General features: G+C 71.2%; 18 protein-coding genes and 3 pseudogenes. 8 read left to right on the forward strand and 13 right to left on the reverse strand.

What is annotated here, in order from left to right:
• Positions 1–84: 84 nt before the first annotated feature.
• From AB4039_RS04450 to AB4039_RS04460, 3 genes and pseudogenes are all read right to left on the reverse strand, one after another.
• Positions 85–638: pseudogene (locus AB4039_RS04450) on the reverse strand (enoyl-CoA hydratase/isomerase family protein); the annotation flags it as partial.
• Between the two features lie 176 nt (positions 639–814).
• Positions 815–1,108 carry a hypothetical protein gene (locus tag AB4039_RS04455; protein ID WP_442270015.1) on the reverse strand — a complete coding sequence of 98 codons (294 nt, stop codon included), beginning with the start codon at positions 1,106–1,108 and terminating at the stop codon, positions 815–817.
• Between the two features lie 328 nt (positions 1,109–1,436).
• Positions 1,437–2,018 carry a glycoside hydrolase family 9 protein gene (locus AB4039_RS04460; protein WP_442270016.1) on the reverse strand — a complete coding sequence of 194 codons (582 nt, stop codon included), beginning with the start codon at positions 2,016–2,018 and terminating at the stop codon, positions 1,437–1,439.
• On the opposite strand from AB4039_RS04460, the gene AB4039_RS04465 reads away from it, so the two are divergent.
• Entirely contained in the window at positions 2,017–2,667 is a 651-nt protein-coding gene (locus AB4039_RS04465) for a sensor histidine kinase (protein WP_266844903.1), read from the forward strand. The genes AB4039_RS04460 and AB4039_RS04465 overlap by 2 nt on opposite strands.
• 125 nt (positions 2,668–2,792) lie before the next feature.
• Here the strand turns inward: AB4039_RS04465 and AB4039_RS04470 are convergent, their stop codons facing one another.
• Together AB4039_RS04470 and AB4039_RS04475 are read right to left on the reverse strand one after the other, a co-directional pair.
• Positions 2,793–3,218, reverse strand: a complete 426-nt coding sequence (locus AB4039_RS04470) for an SRPBCC family protein (protein ID WP_266844196.1) — start codon at positions 3,216–3,218, stop codon at positions 2,793–2,795.
• A gap of 51 nt (positions 3,219–3,269) precedes the next feature.
• A complete protein-coding gene (locus AB4039_RS04475; protein WP_266844195.1) occupies positions 3,270–3,527 on the reverse strand; it encodes a hypothetical protein in 258 nt (85 codons plus the stop codon).
• Positions 3,528–3,909: 382 nt separating this feature from the next.
• Here AB4039_RS04475 and AB4039_RS04480 point away from each other — a divergent pair, with 382 nt between their 5' ends.
• Together AB4039_RS04480 and AB4039_RS04485 are read left to right on the forward strand one after the other, a co-directional pair.
• A complete protein-coding gene (locus tag AB4039_RS04480) occupies positions 3,910–4,797 on the forward strand; it encodes a hypothetical protein (protein WP_442270017.1) in 888 nt (295 codons plus the stop codon).
• Between the two features lie 361 nt (positions 4,798–5,158).
• Complete coding sequence (locus AB4039_RS04485) at positions 5,159–5,773, forward strand: polysaccharide deacetylase family protein (protein ID WP_442270018.1); 615 nt, start codon at positions 5,159–5,161, stop codon at positions 5,771–5,773.
• Positions 5,774–5,840: 67 nt separating this feature from the next.
• Here AB4039_RS04485 and AB4039_RS04490 read toward each other — a convergent pair whose 3' ends face one another.
• Positions 5,841–6,035: a hypothetical protein gene (locus AB4039_RS04490; RefSeq protein ID WP_442270019.1), complete on the reverse strand. Its 195-nt coding sequence runs from the start codon at positions 6,033–6,035 to the stop codon at positions 5,841–5,843.
• A 140-nt stretch (positions 6,036–6,175) separates the two neighbouring features.
• Between AB4039_RS04490 and AB4039_RS04495 the strand changes: the two genes are divergently transcribed.
• Entirely contained in the window at positions 6,176–6,685 is a 510-nt protein-coding gene (locus AB4039_RS04495) for a helix-turn-helix transcriptional regulator (RefSeq protein ID WP_442270031.1), read from the forward strand.
• Between the two features lie 144 nt (positions 6,686–6,829).
• On the opposite strand, the gene AB4039_RS04500 is transcribed toward AB4039_RS04495, so the two are convergent.
• From AB4039_RS04500 to AB4039_RS04510, 3 genes are read right to left on the reverse strand one after another with little or no spacing between them, the layout of a single operon-like run.
• The gene (locus AB4039_RS04500; RefSeq protein ID WP_442270020.1) at positions 6,830–8,935 is read right to left on the reverse strand and encodes a xanthine dehydrogenase family protein molybdopterin-binding subunit; all 2,106 of its coding nucleotides are present in this window, start codon (positions 8,933–8,935) and stop codon (positions 6,830–6,832) included.
• Positions 8,936–8,989: 54 nt separating this feature from the next.
• Positions 8,990–9,997 (reverse strand): FAD binding domain-containing protein, encoded by a 1,008-nt coding sequence (locus tag AB4039_RS04505; RefSeq protein ID WP_442270021.1) that lies wholly within the window; start codon positions 9,995–9,997, stop codon positions 8,990–8,992.
• Positions 9,994–10,551 (reverse strand): (2Fe-2S)-binding protein, encoded by a 558-nt coding sequence (locus AB4039_RS04510; protein ID WP_442270022.1) that lies wholly within the window; start codon positions 10,549–10,551, stop codon positions 9,994–9,996. The genes AB4039_RS04505 and AB4039_RS04510 overlap by 4 nt, the downstream gene beginning before the upstream one ends.
• 113 nt (positions 10,552–10,664) lie before the next feature.
• Here AB4039_RS04510 and AB4039_RS04515 point away from each other — a divergent pair, with 113 nt between their 5' ends.
• Positions 10,665–11,069: a hypothetical protein gene (locus AB4039_RS04515; protein ID WP_266847444.1), complete on the forward strand. Its 405-nt coding sequence runs from the start codon at positions 10,665–10,667 to the stop codon at positions 11,067–11,069.
• Positions 11,070–11,298: 229 nt separating this feature from the next.
• Here the strand turns inward: AB4039_RS04515 and AB4039_RS04520 are convergent, their stop codons facing one another.
• On the reverse strand, positions 11,299–11,739 hold the full coding sequence (locus AB4039_RS04520; protein WP_442270023.1) for a hypothetical protein: 441 nt from the start codon (positions 11,737–11,739) through the stop codon (positions 11,299–11,301).
• 203 nt (positions 11,740–11,942) lie between these two features.
• Here AB4039_RS04520 and AB4039_RS04525 point away from each other — a divergent pair.
• Positions 11,943–12,151, forward strand: a pseudogene (locus AB4039_RS04525) (IS5/IS1182 family transposase); the annotation flags it as partial.
• A 48-nt stretch (positions 12,152–12,199) separates the two neighbouring features.
• Here the strand turns inward: AB4039_RS04525 and AB4039_RS04530 are convergent.
• Together AB4039_RS04530 and AB4039_RS04535 are read right to left on the reverse strand one after the other, a co-directional pair.
• Positions 12,200–12,700, reverse strand: coding sequence for a hypothetical protein (locus tag AB4039_RS04530; RefSeq protein WP_442270032.1), 501 nt, complete (start codon positions 12,698–12,700; stop codon positions 12,200–12,202).
• Between the two features lie 34 nt (positions 12,701–12,734).
• Complete coding sequence (locus AB4039_RS04535) at positions 12,735–12,971, reverse strand: DUF6924 domain-containing protein (RefSeq protein WP_442270024.1); 237 nt, start codon at positions 12,969–12,971, stop codon at positions 12,735–12,737.
• A 490-nt stretch (positions 12,972–13,461) separates the two neighbouring features.
• On the opposite strand from AB4039_RS04535, the gene AB4039_RS04540 reads away from it, so the two are divergent.
• Together AB4039_RS04540 and AB4039_RS04545 are read left to right on the forward strand one after the other, a co-directional pair.
• Positions 13,462–13,938 (forward strand): cupin domain-containing protein, encoded by a 477-nt coding sequence (locus AB4039_RS04540; RefSeq protein WP_442270025.1) that lies wholly within the window; start codon positions 13,462–13,464, stop codon positions 13,936–13,938.
• A gap of 592 nt (positions 13,939–14,530) precedes the next feature.
• A complete protein-coding gene (locus AB4039_RS04545) occupies positions 14,531–14,680 on the forward strand; it encodes a hypothetical protein (RefSeq protein ID WP_442270026.1) in 150 nt (49 codons plus the stop codon).
• 28 nt (positions 14,681–14,708) lie between these two features.
• On the opposite strand, the pseudogene AB4039_RS04550 reads toward AB4039_RS04545, so the two are convergent.
• Positions 14,709–15,365: pseudogene (locus AB4039_RS04550) on the reverse strand (serine/threonine protein kinase); the annotation flags it as partial.

A 15,365-nucleotide genomic window follows, 5' to 3' on the forward strand; every position in this document is an offset into this window, starting at 1 on the left:
GGTCCCGGGCCGCCACGGCGCGACGCGCGTCGCGCCCTCGGCCTGGGTGGAGAAGGCCGTCACGGTGGCCTCGTCAACCTACTGAAGGGTGGCCGGGGACCAGTGGGGGTGCCGGTCCGTGTCGATGACCTGGGCGCGGATGCCCTCGACCATGTCCGGCAGGCCCCGCAGGGCCGCGCAGGACACCGTGAACTCCTGCTCCAGAGTCTCCCGAGGGTGATCTTCAGGGCGGTGGGTGACTCCGCCGGGATCGTCTCGGCCGCCTCCTTGGCGGCGGGCGTGCCGTGGGCGAGCAGCCGCTCGACGATCTCCTCGACGGTGTCGGTGGAGTAGCAGGGGTCGATCTCCTCGCGGGCGGCGGCGAGTTCCCCCCCCCCCCGCCGGGGCGGGCACGCCGTACCGCGGCAGCAGCCCGGCGGCCGTGCCCCGACGCAGCCCGGCGACCGGCTCCGGCAGCCGGGGTGCCGGTACGAAGTGGTCGGCGAGCCCGCACAGCAGCGCATCCGCGGCGCCCAACGCGGCCCCGGTGAGGGCCATGTCGGTGCCGAGCTCGCCGGCGCCCGGCCGAGCAGCCAGGTGCCGCCGACGTCGGGGACGAAGCCGATGCCGGTCTCGGGCATGGCCACACGGGAGCGTTGCGGTCAGCCATGGTGCGACCAGCACCGCGTGGTCAGCAGGTGTGCCAGACAGAGCTGCAGGGCAGATGTCACTGACATCGGAGCAGTGTTCGACCTTTCGGGCGCGGCGTATGCCTGGCTGTCGCGGCAATGGGCGCCTGTACCCCCTCCGCGGTACGTCCCCAAAGCGCTCTTCCTCAGCTGCGATCCGGCAGGGGCCGCAACAGCCGAGCGTCGTCGATGAGGACGAAGACCCTCAGGCCGCTGCTGGAGCCCTCGCCGTGGACGCAGTCCTGCAGCTGCTCCCAAGCCGGTCCGCCTGGGCCAGTTAATCCGCACGGAGGATCGGACATGCCCTTGAGGCGGTCGTCGGCCAGGTTCCATGCCGTGTCACCCGCCGCCTCGGCCGTGACCTGCGCCGCTACCCGCTGTGCGTGCTCGGCTGCTGAGCCGTCCATGGAGCCGGTGTTCTCGTTGGGTTCTTCGTTCATGTGGCGACGATAGCTCATTATCGTCCTATCGACGATAATGGTGCGCGGGCATGCCCGATCGTGTGAATGGGTGCGGCGGTGGCACTGGATGGGCGTCAGCCAGGGCGGGATGACTGTCTTCTGCTCAGGCTGGGCGGTTGTAGTGATCATGGCTGTCACGAGGTGACGAAGTTGCTGCCGTCCGGTGCCAATCAGGAGGACGGCCGGCCGCCACAGGCGTGCCAGTTCACACATTCACTGATGCGGTTGCGCACAGGGCCGGATCGGCTTGCCGCGGTGTTACATCAGCTCGTCCGGTGCGCGGTGGTGTGTTGCTTGTGGCTCGGTGTCAGCGGTGGGCGGTCTCGGGGCCGGGTGCGGCGGAGCGGGTGAAGGAGAGCAGTGCGGTGGCGGTGAAGTCGTCTGCGGATTCGACGGTCTGCCAGGCGCCTACGTGGTCCATGAAGCCGCCGCCGCGGCCGTCGAACGCGGCGAAGGGGTTGCCGTCGTTGGCCGGGCACTTGCGCATGCCGGGGAAGGAGTTGAGCTCCTTGAGCTTGTCTGCCGCGTTGGGGCCGTTGACGACGCCGCCGCGGAGGATGTCGCCTTCGCCGTTGAGGTCACCGGCGAGGTTGGCGGGCTGGTGTTCGGGGCAGTGCGGGAAGGTGCTGCCGGCTCCGATGACGAAGGATGAGCCCCAGGCGTTGGCGCCCAGCGTCCAGTTGCGCTGCTGGGTGGCGAACGCGTCGTAGTGGGAGTCGCCGGTCACACGCTGGTACAGCTGGGCGGTGGCGGCCAGGCCGAAGGCGTAGGGCACGGAGTCGAAGTCGGTGTAGACGGCGCCGGCCCGGAAGGGGTCCTTGGCCGCGCGGGAGCTGCCGTCGTCGAGCTGGCGCTTGAGGTCGGCGACGAGGTCGCCGCGGGTGGCCATGCGACCCGCCCTGCGCGGACTCGAACAGCAGGAACAGTTCCTCGCCGAGGCAGCCCACGAACTGCGCACCCCGCTGGCCACCCTGCGGCTGGTGGTCGAAGGCGGCAGCACCTCGTCGGCCCGGGCACCGGACGCCCTGGACGAGGCCGTGCGACTGATCGACCGCCTGGGCCGCCTGGTCACCGGCCTGCTGGCCCGCGCCCGCATCGAGGCCGGCACCCAGGACATCGAGCTGACCCCGCTACGGCTCGACCAGCTTGTCGAACAGACCGTCGAGGAACTCCCCGACCACACCGGTGTCACCCTCACCACCGAGGCCGCCATCGTCGACGGCGACCCCGAACTGCTCGCCCAGGCCGTCCGCAACCTCGTGGAGAACGCCCTGCGACACGGCGGCGGAACCCCGGTCGACGTGCGTGTCACCCCGGGCCGCGTCGTCGTCCGGGACCACGGCCCCGGTGTCCCGGCCAAGGACCGCACCCGGGTCTTCGAGCGCCGCGTCACCGGGCCGGCGAGCACCGGCACCGGCACCGGCCTCGCCATCGTCCGCTGGGTGGCCGAACTCCACGGCGGCACCGCCCGGCTCTCCCTGGCGTCCGGCGGTGGGACGCTGGCCGAGCTGCGGCTGCCCCAGCACACCAACACCTGAGCCGGCCCCGTCCGGCCGACACGAGGATGCCGTCCCAGCCGAGCAGCCAGCCGAAGTGACGCCCAAGCCGATCGACCCGAAGCCGGTGGGTGGACTCCGACACCCACTCGGAGGTGATCACATGATCAGGAGTCCATCCTTGCAGCGACGGCGGCCAGTTTCTCCACCGTGGGCGGCAGTGCGCGGCCGAGGATCTTCTTCGTGATCGGCGCGAGGAGGAATCTGGTGGGGCCGCTGACCGAGATGTCGAAGGTGATGTCGCAGCCGCCGTCGACGGCGCGCACGGCGTGCACCCAGTCCATCTTCCCTCCCATGGGCAGGAAGTAGCGGTCGGTGTAGCGCACCGGCGTCTCGCGCTCCAGGATCTCGAACCTCCGCTCGGGCTGGCCCTTGAGCTTGACCGTGCCGCGGGCGCCCTTGACGAACGGTCCGTCGATGCTGCCGCGTTCGAGCTCGTCGTCCCACCGGGTGCGGCCCGGCACGTCCGCGAAGAGCTGCCAGACAGCCTCGGGCGGGGCCTCACAGCGACGGGTGACGGTGATGACGTGCATGGGTAGTCTTCTTCTCTGCGCGAAGAGATCAAGGAAACGTTCCGTAACGTTTCAATCAGAGGCTAGGGTGCAGGGTCTGCGTCCGAACAGGCCACTCGTCGCGATGGCGACCAGCCCCCGCTCACCGACCCCCGCGAGGAACACCGGCTCACTCAGCGGCCGGTACTCGTACCCGATCAACCCTGCCGAGATGCCGACCTCACGGAGATCGACAGTGACCTGGGCGGGCGCCTCGGGTGGAGCCTCGACGCGGATCAGGACGAACTCGGGCTTCGGCAACTGCGGCAGGGGCCGGTCGGAAGTCGTCACCGGCCCGGTCGAACCGGCGCAGCCGGGCGATGCTCCCGCGGCGGTCGGGCCGATGAGTCGACTGCACCACGCTTGGAGTGCTCCGGGGGAATCGAGGCCGGCGGGGTCGCGCCGGCTGTCCGTCGGTTGGTACATCGCGTGTGACAGCGGTGTACGGAACATGTCACAGGGCTCGTACGGCCAGGTTCCGTTGCTTTCCCCGGAGCCCCATCGGTGGGATGTTTCAGGCCGGAGCGGCCCGCCGCAGGCCGCAAGGAGGGATGGGGTGGGCACCTTGACACGCCGCCAACACCGCACCACTGGTAAGGGAAGAACCTCCGGAAGGGCGCAGGGAATCTGCCGGACCAGAGCAAACGGCACGACGCGGCGCAGCTGGGCGGTGGTGACCGCCACGGCAATCGCCATGGCCGCGTCCCTGACTCTCGGCGCCGCAGGAGACGCGGGGGCGGCGGGGGACCACCCGATCGTCTTCGCCCGCTACACCGCGGCAGCCCCCACGGAGGACCTCTACGCGATCTCCCCCAGTGGCGGCACGACCGTCAAGCTCACCCACACCCCCACCGTCAGCGAGGTCATGCCCAGTTGGTCCCCGGACGGCAAACGGGTCGCCTTCGTCCGCTACGGATCCGGTGGCGCCATCGACGGCATCTGGACGATGAACACCACGGGCAGCGACCTGAAGGCCGTCCCCGGCACCAAGGGCGCCTCCGACCCGGCGTGGTCCCCGGACGGCAAGCGGATCGCCTACGCCAAGCCGGTCGGCACCCAGCGCGAGATATACGTGGCCGACATCGACGGCACTCCTGCCACCCGGCTCACTCATACCGCGGCTGACGACCTCCATCCGACGTGGTCCCCGGACGGCAAGTACCTGGCGTTCAACCGAGCGGACGCGGGCGGACACAGCCGGGTGATGAAGATCCGGCTGTCCACGCTGGCCCAGACGCCGGTCACCGGGCCGAGCTCCCACGACTGGACGCCCGACTGGTCGCACGGGAACCGGATCGCCTTCAGCCGAGTGGACTCCTCCGGCTTCGCCCACCTCTACCTCGTCCGCCCCGACGGCACCGGCCTCCACCGCATCACCGCGGCCCGCGCCAACGACAAGAACCCGTCCTGGTCGCCGGACGGCAACAGCTTGGTCTTCACCAGAGGCGGCGTTGACGATGCGGACCCCGAACACCTCTACCTGGTACGGGCCGACGGCACCGCGCTGACCCAGCTCACCAAGACCGACTCCCATGACCTGGAGGCCGACTGGCGCCCGTGAACCGCTAGTCGGACGCGGGCACCCCGACGGGGTCGGCGAACGGCGGCGCTCGCCGGCCCGCGCCGGCCCCGTGGGCGCACCTTCGCCTCGAACGCCGAGGAAGTGCCCGGCCTTGCGCGCGTAACGCCGGTGCAGACGTCAGCGCACCGGCACACCGGGCCCGCCCCGTCGGTGCGGCGCGGTGTCCGAGGGAGTGACCGTGGTGGATGTGGGACGACGTGCCGCGTCGGCGGCGCTGTCGGCCGCGGGGCTGGTGCCCGGCCCGAGCGCTCTGGCTTCGCCGGCCGCCCGGGGGCGCGGGGCCGATACCGTGGCGGGTCCCCGGCCGCCGGCGGCGCTGCTCGGGCAGGAGATCCGGCGGTTGCCCACGTCCCGCAGGGCGGTGGCGCTCACCTTCAACGCCGCGTGGGACGAGAGCGGCCTGGACACGGTCCTGGCGGAGCTGTGCCGGCGGAAGGCACCCGCCACGTTCTTCCCCACGGGAATGTACGCCGAGGCCCGTCCGGCGGCCGTGCGTGCGATGGCCGGGGCAGGGCACGGGCTGGGCAACCACTCCTACAGCCACCCGTACTTCGACGACCTGAGTACGCGGGAGCGGGCGCGGGAGGTCCGCGCGGCGGATGCGGCGATCCGTACGGCGTCGGGGGCCGAGCCCCTGCCGTTCTTCCGGTTCCCGTACAGCTCCACGACCGAGGATTCGGTTGCCGACGTCAACGACCTGGGCTATGCGGCGATCGAGTTCACCAACGACACGAACGGCTACCTGGGGTCGGCCGGTGGCATGACCGTGCACGAGGCGGTCCGCAGGGCGGTGGACTCGCTGGAGCCCGGGGCCGTCCTGCAGCTGCATGTCGGGAGCAGCACGGGCGACGGGGTGGTACTCGACGCCGAGGCCCTGCCACCGATCATCGACGCGGCCCTGGAGGCGGGGTACGCGGCCGTGGACCTGCGAGAGTTCCTCACGGCGGCGCCGTAACGACGACGACGTGGCCGGCACCGCCGGGCCGCGCCGGGCCGGCCGAAGGCCTGGTTCGCCGGCTCCTTCATTGCGACAGGCCGGCTTCACGGTCAGCGGCAGCGACCTCCTCGTGGAAGTGCTTGTGGACCCAGTGGCGCTCGCCGAGGAGGTTCAACCGGCCCCATCGCCCGGACACCGGGCCGAGTGGCGTGTGGCGCGGCAGCGTGGCCACCAGCGACCGCGGCTTGGCGCCACCCGAGAGTTTGCTGCTCTCCAACATAGATGGCGTTCTGGGTGACGACCACGCAGCGGTACTTGATCCAGAACATCGTCAGGCCCGTGAGATACGTGATGAGGAAGTAGACGAACTTCCTGCTCGACGCCCCAGGCTGGTACGGCGATGCCGACCGCACGCCTCACCTGGCCCCGGTCGCCGCCGCGGTGTGGGCACGGCGGGCGGTGGTACTGAGGTACCGGCGTTGGCGGGCTCCGGAAGAGATCGAGCGGCGGGTGGAGCCGTACGGGCTCGTGCTCAAGGCCGGCCGCTGGTATCTGGTCGCCGGCGGACCGTCCGGGATCCGCACCTACCGGATCGACCAGATCCTCGGACTCCGGCCGCTGGAGGAGCAGTTCGCCATTCCTGACGGCTTCGGCCTGGCCGGGTACTGGAACAGTCACCTGGCCGACTTCCGAGCGCGGCTGCACACGGGAGAGGCCCTGGTGCGGCTCACCCCGCAGGGGGCCCGCCGCCTCGGCGTGACGCCCACGGGTGATGGATGGACGCAGGCCCGGGTACCCATCGAGTCGATCGACCACGCCCACGGAGAATTCCTGCGGATGGGCACCGACGTCGAGGTCATGGCACCGGCCGGGCTGCGCGACCGCATCGCCGAAACCGCACGGACCCTGGCGACCCGCTACGAGGGTTGACCCCGCGAGGGAGAACCCGGGTACGCCGGTCCCATCGTCTGAGGAGAGCGGAGAAGGCCGCGCCTGCCCGGGCCAACGCGTGAGGGGTGCGAGGCCGACGAGGCCTTCGGAACCGGGGCCGGCTCCGCGGGCGGCCGGTCCTCCTCAGCCGAGGGCCGCCAGGACGCGGTCCGGGGTCAGCGGGAGTTCGCGGATCCGGCGGCCGGTCGCGTGGTGGAAGGCGTTGCCGATGGCCGCCGCCGTGCCGACGATGCCGATCTCGCCGATGCCCTTGCCACCCACCGGATTGAGGTGCTTGTCGTGCTCGTCCAGCCAGTGCACCTCGATGTCGGGCACGTCGGCGTGGGCGGGGACGTGGTAGGAGGCGAGGTCGTTCTCGGTGAAGTCCCCGAAAGCCGGGTCCATGGTGCTGTGTTCGGTGAGGGCCATGCCCAGGCCCATGACCATGCCGCCGACGAACTGGGAGCGGGCGGTGAGCGGGTTGAGGATGCGGCCCGCGGCGAAGACGCCCAGGAGTCTGCGGACCCGGACCTCGCCCGTGACGGTGTCGGCCTGCACCTGCGCGAAGTGGGCGCCGAACGCGTGCCTGGCGTACGGGGACTTCTGCTTCGCGGAGGCCGTCGTATCGGCGGGGACGGACACCCCGGTCTCCGGGATCGGGCCTGAGCGGCGGGCGAGCAGGGCGAGCAGGCTCGTGCAGGCGTCGTGGACCGCCCAGCCCCAGGAAGCCGTCCCGGCCGAGCCGCCGGCCACCGCCCCTTGCGGCAGCGCGGAGTGCCCGATCTCCACCGTCACCCGGTCCAGGGCGACCCGCAGCGCGTCGGCGGCGACCTGCGCCAGGACGGTGCGGGCACCGGTGCCGAGGTCGGTGGCGTTGGTCTGTACGAGGTACGTACCGTCGGGGAGGGCGTACGCCCGCGCCGAGGAGGGCGCGACGTACACCGGGTACGTGGCGGCCGCGACCCCGGTGCCGATGAGCAGCGGCCCGTCCCGGCGCGGCGTGCGGTGCGCGGCCCAGTCGAAGCGGGCGGCCCCCTCGCGCAGGCATTCCACGAGATGGCGGCTGCTGAACGGGTGGCCGCTGTCGGGTTCTGCGCCGGGCTCGTTGCGGACGCGCAGCTCGACCGGGTCGATGCCGAGGGTGCAGGCCAGCTCGTCCATGGCCGACTCCAGGGCGTACATGCCGGGGCACTCGCCGGGCGCCCGCATCCAGGAGGGAGTGGGCACGTCGAGGGGCACGACGCGGTGCGTGGTGAGAAGGTCGGGCGCGGCGTACATGACGCGGGCCGGGACGGCTGCCTGTTCGACGAACTCCCGCACGCGGGAGGTGTGGGTGGTGACCTCGTGGGCGAGGGCGGTGAGCGTGCCGTCCGTACGGGCGCCGAGGCGCACGCGGTGCAGAGTCGGCGCGCGGTGACCGACGACGGCCGCGAGGTGGCGCCGGGGCAGGGCGAGGGTGACGGGGCGGCCGGTGTGCCGTGCGGCCATCACGGCGAGGACGACGTGCGGGCGCGGGGTGCCCTTGCAGCCGAAGGCGCCACCGACGTGCTCGGAGACCACCGTGACGCGGTCCGCGGGCAGGGCGAAGAGGTCCGCCAAGGTGGTGCGTACCAATCCGGATCCCTGGCTGGAGTCGTACACGGTGAGGGTGCTGGCGGCGGCGTCCCAGTGGGCGGTGGCGGCATGCGGTTCCATGGGGTGGTTGTGCAGTGGCGGTACGGAGTAGGCGCAGTCGACGCGTACCGGGGCGGCGGCGAACGCGGCGGCCGCGTCGCCCTTCTCGCGGTGTGCCGGATAGCCGCCGTTGGCCTGTTCGGGGGTGTAAGCGTCCGGGTGGCCGGTGTGCAGCACGCAGTCGTGGGGCTCGGCGGCGTAGCGGACGCGGACGGCCGCGGCGGCGGCCCGCGCGGCCTCCGGGGTCTCGGCGACGGCCAGGGCCACGTACCAGCCGCGGTGGGGCACTTCGAGGTCCTGGAGCACGCGGAGGGTGGGGTCGTCGCAGGCGCCCAGCCTGGGCGCGTCGGAGGGAGTGAGAACGGCGAGGACGCCGGGCAGCGCGAGCGCGCCGGCGGTGTCGACGGCGGTGACGCGTCCGCGGGGCACGGTGGCGGGCACCGGCCATGCGTACGCCCGGCCCGGCAGTGCGTACTCGGCCGCGTAGCGGGCTCTTCCTGTGACCTTCTCCCGGCCCTCCAGGCGGGGGGTGGGGCTGCCGAGGGAGGGCGCCGGGGCGGCGGGGCTGGGGTCCATGGCGGTCCTCGCGATCGGGGGAGGGGCTGAGGAGCGGAGGGGCGGAGGGGCGTTTCAGGAGCGGGAGTCGCCGGAGCGGGGACTCCCGGAGAGGGAGTTGAGCACGTCGCAGGCCAGGTTGCGGGCGAGGGGAACCTTGAACGCGTTGTCGCGCAGCGGCTCCGCCGAGTCGAGCTCGGCTTCGACCGCCTCCCGTACGGCGCTCTCGGTGGGGGCGGCGCCCAGCAGCCGTTCCTCGGCGGCCGTGGCGCGCCAGGGACGGTGGGCGAGCCCGCCGAACGCGAGCGCGACATGGCGGACGCGCCCCCCGGAGATGTCGAGCACGGCGGCGACGGAGGCCAGCGCGAAGGAGTACGAGGCACGGTCGCGGGCCTTGCGGTAGCGCGACGGGAGGCCGGCGCGCTCCGGCGGGAGTGTGACCGCCGTGAGGATCTCGCCGGGCTCGATGACGGTGTCCCGTTCGGGTTGGTCGCCCGGCAGCCGGTGGAATGCGGTCGCGGGCACCGTACGGGCGCCGTCGGGACCCTGGAGTTCGACGCCCGTGTCGAGCGCGACGAGTGCCACGGCCATGTCGGACGGGTGGGTGGCGATGCACTGCGGGGAGTGGCCGAGAACGGCGTGGTCCCGGTGGACTCCGTCGCGGGCGCCGCAGCCGGTGCCGGGCTCCCGCTTGTTGCAGGGCTTGGCCAGGTCCTGGAAGTAGGGGCAGCGGGTGCGCTGGAGCAGGTTGCCGCCGGTGGTGGCGACGTTGCGCAACTGGGTCGAGGCACCGGCCAGGAGCGCCTGGGACAGGGCGGGGTAGCGGGTGCGGACGAGAGGATGGAGCGCGAGATCGGTGCCCCGCACCCCGGCCCCGATCCGCAGACCGCCGTCCGCGGTCTCCTCGACGGAGTCGAGGGGTAGGCCGGCGAGGTCGACGAGGGTGTCGGGGGCCTCGACCCCGAGCTTCATGAGATCCACGAGGTTGGTGCCGCCGCCGAGGTAGCGGGAGCCGGGCCGCGCGCCGTGGGCGGCGATCGCCTCGGGGAGCCCGGTGGCGCGTACGTACGCGAACGGCTTCACGCGCCCACCTGCCCGTCACCGGGAGCCTGGGCCTGGGCTCGGACCGGGGCAGCGGCCTGTGGCATCGCGGCCACGTCCCGTACCGCGTCCACGATGCGGGGGTACGCGCCGCAGCGGCACAGGTTGCCGCTCATGGCCTCGGCGATCCCGGAGCGGCTGAGGTCCGCGGCCCCGGGGTCGGCGGCCGCCTCGGCGAGCAGACCGGCGGCGGAGCAGAGCTGGCCGGGCGTGCAGTAGCCGCACTGGAAGGCGTCCCGTTCCATGAAGGCCTCCTGCAACGGATGCAGGCCGCCCGCTCCGTCGCCGCCCAGTCCCTCCACGGTGGTGACCCGCGCCCCGTCGTGGGCGACGGCGAGAAGCAGGCAGCTGTTGGCGCGCCGACCGTCGACCAGTACGGTGCAGGCCCCGCACTGGCCGTGGTCACAGCCCTTCTTGGCGCCGGTCAGGCCGAGGTGCTCCCGCAGCAGGTCCAGGAGGGTGACCCGATGGTCCACCTCGAGCTCGTGTCGCCGGCCGTTGACATGCAGCCCGACGCGGGAGCGGGTCTCCGGCATTGGATGCGCCACTGTTGGGCCCCTTTGTCCAGGAATCTTGATATATCTCCCCTCGGAATAACCGGCCGGGGCGGATCTCACACCTCCTGTGTGGGACAAGCGGGTGCGTGGCGGTGGCCCCGACCCGCACGAACCGGCGCAGGCCGGCAGTCCGACTCCCGCACCCCGGAGCGGCGCCATGCAGGCGGTTCGGTGGCCATCCGGCCTCGCGGAGCCGTCCGTCCCGGTTTCCGCGCTGGTCGAGCATCCAGTGCCCCGGCGACCTCCCCCCGTGCCGCGGCGCCCTCGCGCTCAAGCAGGACACGGCATTCCCGGACGAGATACTCGACGGCCACGACACCTTCTCCATCGCCCGCCAGACCCGCGCCCTCCACCTCCTGCAGTCCCTTCCCGGCATCGGCGAGGTCCGTGCCCGCCGCCACCTCATCGACCTCGGCATCTCCGACAGCCGAAGGGTGCAGCGCCGGGGTGAACGGCAGCGCGAACGCCTGGTCGAGCTCTTCCCGCCCCAGGACTGAACCGCGAAAGCGTGCCCACGCGGCGGAGAACGCGCACCGGCCCCTGCCACGAAGCATGGGCCGGTTCGGTTGCGGGGGCCGCAAAGCGTCACGCGGGCGGCTCTCACCGCCCCACCGAGCCGAGGACGGCGTATTCGCAATCGCTACGGGCGGCTGGTGGGTCGCCGGCGGGCGGGACCGCTCTGATAAGAAATGCTGTACCGGTTCCCTCCGTATGCCACTGGCGGCGTCAGTCCCGCCATCTGTCCCGGAACACCCAGGTCAACCGCTGCGTGAAGTGGTGCCGCCAGAGCCACCAGGGAAGCCGTCGGTGGGCGACGAAGGACCAAAGGTCATCATCGGCTTCGTTGCCACGCGGGCAACCGCGCAGGAGATCGAGACATCGTCGATCAACGGTCCGATGCAGACGGGCGACGTGGGCCAGAGCGATGACCCCTTGGCGGCGAATTTCCGGGTCCCCCGCCTCCAGCGCCTTGCCGACTCGGGGCAGGATCGCGTTCGCGTCCGCATGGTTGAGAGCGAGCGCGAACACAGCCACCCCAACGAGCGGCTCGCCCCGGCTGAACGCAGCATCGACCGCCTCAGGCCGTTCGATCCAGCGCAGCGTGGAGCCGTCCTGCCAGTTCAGGACAGGTGTCGGATCGACAGGGCCGCTCTCATCAGGGTGCACGGCCCGACCGTACCGAGCCGCACCCGCAGGAACCCTCGATATACGAGCCGGCCGACCCACAACGCCCCATCACGAAGTGCGGCTGGAGTACTAGGCCTCGCACCGACCACGGACAACCAACCGGACCCCTCCAGTGCGCGAATCGGTCCCTATCCCGCCCTGCCCGGCAGGGCCGGGGCCCGTCAAATGGGGCCCCGGCCGGCGAGCCGCACGATCACGCCTTCGGCCGGTCGCGCGGAGAACTGACGACGAAGATCCACCTTGCCGCGGACAGCCACTGCCGCCCGCTGGCGTTCGCCGTCACCCACGGCCAGGCCGGTGACCACCGACATTCGCCCAGGTCATGGCCTGGTTACGAGTGCCTCGACGGATCGGGCGTCCCAGGGGCACGCCGGACGTGTTCCTGGCCGATCGACGTTCGAGCCTGTGTCGTGAGACTGTCAGCGGCTCGTCGGCGGATTCAGCGCCGCGGGTAGGACACCACGCTGTACGGGGCTTTGTCGTCATCCTCGTCGGACGCGATGTACACCGCCGCCCCGTTGAGGAGCACGGTCGGGATTTTGGTGCCGGAAGGCAGGGCTGTGACATTTCCCGAAGCGATCGTCAAGGTGACGGGGGCCGACTCACCACTGTGGGTGGTGGTGTGGCCGTAGGCGGTGCCGTTGCGGTCGACGGAGACGAAGGCGGCGTCCTTGGTGGTGGAGCTGCCGATCGCGCAGGTTCCCCGGCATCCGGCGAGGTCGAAGGCCAGCGGGCCGTAGACGAGGTAACGGTGGTCCGCGTCCACGGCTGGGTGGAAGGGGTCGCGCGCATTGGTTCCTGCGGGGCTGTCGGTAGCACAGGTGACCGACGCCTTGACCTTGCCCGTTGTCGCGTCGTGGACGGCCCAGACGCGGTTGGGATGACTGGTGAAGGCGGTGTCGTCATCAGCTGGCCAGCCAGCGACGATCAGGTCGTCCACGATCTGCAGGTCCTCGGCCGTCGAACCAATACACCTAGTACTCCAGATGGGCGGATTGCATCGTGACGCGGTCGGCGATGAACACCACACTGAGGTTCTCGTCCCGGCTCACCGCGGCGAGGACCTCGTCGGACGTGGCATCCGCCCAGACAGGATCTTCGACGAGATGAACGTCGGCTTCGAACTCGCCGTCGTATCCGCATGGCTGACGCAGGGCTGCTGTCACCGCCTGCCAGGCCGTCTCATCGTTGTAGTTGGTCCTGATGATCAAAGCAGCAAACTCGTCATGTTACGTCTGCGATGGCTGCCGGCGCGTCGGACAGCCGTAGTGGAGACTCCGGGACAGCGTTGCGTGTGCAGGTCGGCTGCTCGCCGTTGCAGCTGAAGGCGTGAAGCGGCGGGGGGCCATCGTTGAACCATGCAGGGCAGTTCTCCTCTGCCCACGCAGCTGCGGCATCGACACGATCCACCTGCGCCAGCAGGTGCTCAGGAGCTGGACCGCCGCTGAACTGCACCAGGAAGCCCCGAGTATCCACTGCCCACCAATCCCACATGAATCCAGGTCGGGGGTGCCTCAGGATCGTCGTCATGCCGTCACCGTATCCATGCCGTACAAGACCGCGCCGAGGCTAGGCAAGGAAGACTTGCCTGCAAGGTACATTTAAAGACATAGTCGGGAGACTGGGTGGGCTCTGGGAATGCTGACGTGGGCTGAGGCGAAAACGCGAACTCGTACCGTCTTCGTTGACCGGGAGAAGAATATGACCATCAAGGACATCGGGCCGGAACCTCAAAGCTTCGACCTCGAGGAGGCGACACTCGAGAACACGAACTATCGCACCGTCGCTTGGTCCGGGAAGTACCTCCAGTTGACCCTCATGTCGATCCCGGTGGGTAAGGACATCGGCTTGGAGGCCCACCCGGAGACTGACCAATTCCTGCGACTCGACGCGGGCCGGGGCCGCCTCCAGATGGGCCGCACGAAGGATCAACTCGACTTCGACCGGGAGGTCGAGGATGGCTGGGCGATCTTCGTGCCCGCCGGCACGTGGCACAACGTCACCAACATCGGGGACGAGACCCTGCAGCTCTACGCCGTATACGCGCCGGTCCACCACGCGCCGGGCAAGATCCATGCGACATCCGCCGATGCGGAGCGCGACGAGGACTCAGACAACGACGAGCCCCCAAGCTGGTCGGTCCAGCCTGCCCGGCAGCCATCGGACGACCACGCCTGACCAGCGAGGACTTGTCGCGGCAGCGGTTTCTAGAGGATCACGATCCTCCCCGCTCCAGCAGCCTGTCCGTCCTGAGCCACGCCGTCGAAATCCTCGGCCAGGCCGGCCTCCGGCGGCTTTCCTGCCGAGGGCCCGGCCTAGCATCCGCTTCATGGCTGGAACCGGAGATCACGCACGCCCGGCCCGTTGACCGGGGCACGCGGGGGCCGCCACGAGAACGCGCCGGGGTGTCCTACGAGCAGAAGTCCACGGCACCGGACGCTGCTCTCCACACCGTCCGGGCCGGCCGGGCCGGTGACCCGGCGGCCTGGTCCTGGACGCTGAGCTGGTCGTCTTGGACACGGGAGAGGGCCGGTTGACGTTCGGGGCGTTACAGCGCCGGGCCGCCGCCCGCACTCGCGGCGCCGCCCGCCGAGCGCCGCACCCGCCTGGAGACCCTGTTCACCGACCACGCCCTGACGGCCCCCTGGACGCCCGTCCCGATGACCACCGACCTCGCCAAGGCCAGGGAGTGACTCCAGACCTGGACCGACGTCTTTGGCGTCGAGTCGAAGGCGGACGCGGGCGCCCCTCACGGGCTGTCCGGGGGAGCGTGGGGGGGCACACCTTCGACCACCACCATGCAAAGGGGCATCCCACGGCAGAAACCACCGACCACACCCGTGCCCGCCAGGAGGCCCTCAAGCTGTTCCGTCGGGTGGCGGTGGTCGCGGAGGAAATCCGTACCCCGACGGGGATCTGACTGGGCTACGGCGGGCGGGTCAGTCGGGCTACGAGGGCGCGACCGCCCGGCGCCAGACGGTGGCGTCGAGGGTGACGTGGAAGGCGGGGTCGGTGTTGGCCGTCTGCCCCCGGAAGGTGATCAGACCGATGTGACCCGCCTTGGTGAGGACGCAGAACTGGGCGCCCGGGGACAGCTTGTCCAGGGGGATGTAGTCGGCGAAGCGCGTCTCGTCGCGGCAGGTCTCCAGGGATCCGGCCTGCTCCGGGTCGAGCAGCACAAGGTGGTTGCCCGCCTGGGTGCGCACGCGGTACGGGAGCGAGTGCCCGCCGAACTCCAGGTCGCCGGCGGAGCCGCCCGACTCCTGCGGCCGCAGCTCACCGTCGCCGAACCTCAGGGTGTAGTTTTCCGGCAGGTTGATGCCCGTGCGGGTGACCGGCTCCGGCGCCTTGGTCGCGCCGGCCGGCGACTGCGAGGCGTTCGGGGTGGACGAGGCCCCCTTCCCCTTCCCGGCGGCCTGTTCTTCCGTGCCGGAGTTGCGGCTCACGAGGTACACGCCGCCGCCGGCGAGCAGCGCCAGGGCGAGCCCGACCGCCACGGCCATGCTCGGCCGCCCGGTCGGGCGGCCCGGCGCGGACGGCTGGGGCGGGTAGCCCGGTGGCATCGACGGCTGGGCATAGGGGCCCGAAGGGGGCGGCGTCTGCGG

It is taken from the genome of Streptomyces sp. M-16, from assembly GCF_052114405.1.
Lineage (GTDB): Bacteria > Actinomycetota > Actinomycetes > Streptomycetales > Streptomycetaceae > Streptomyces.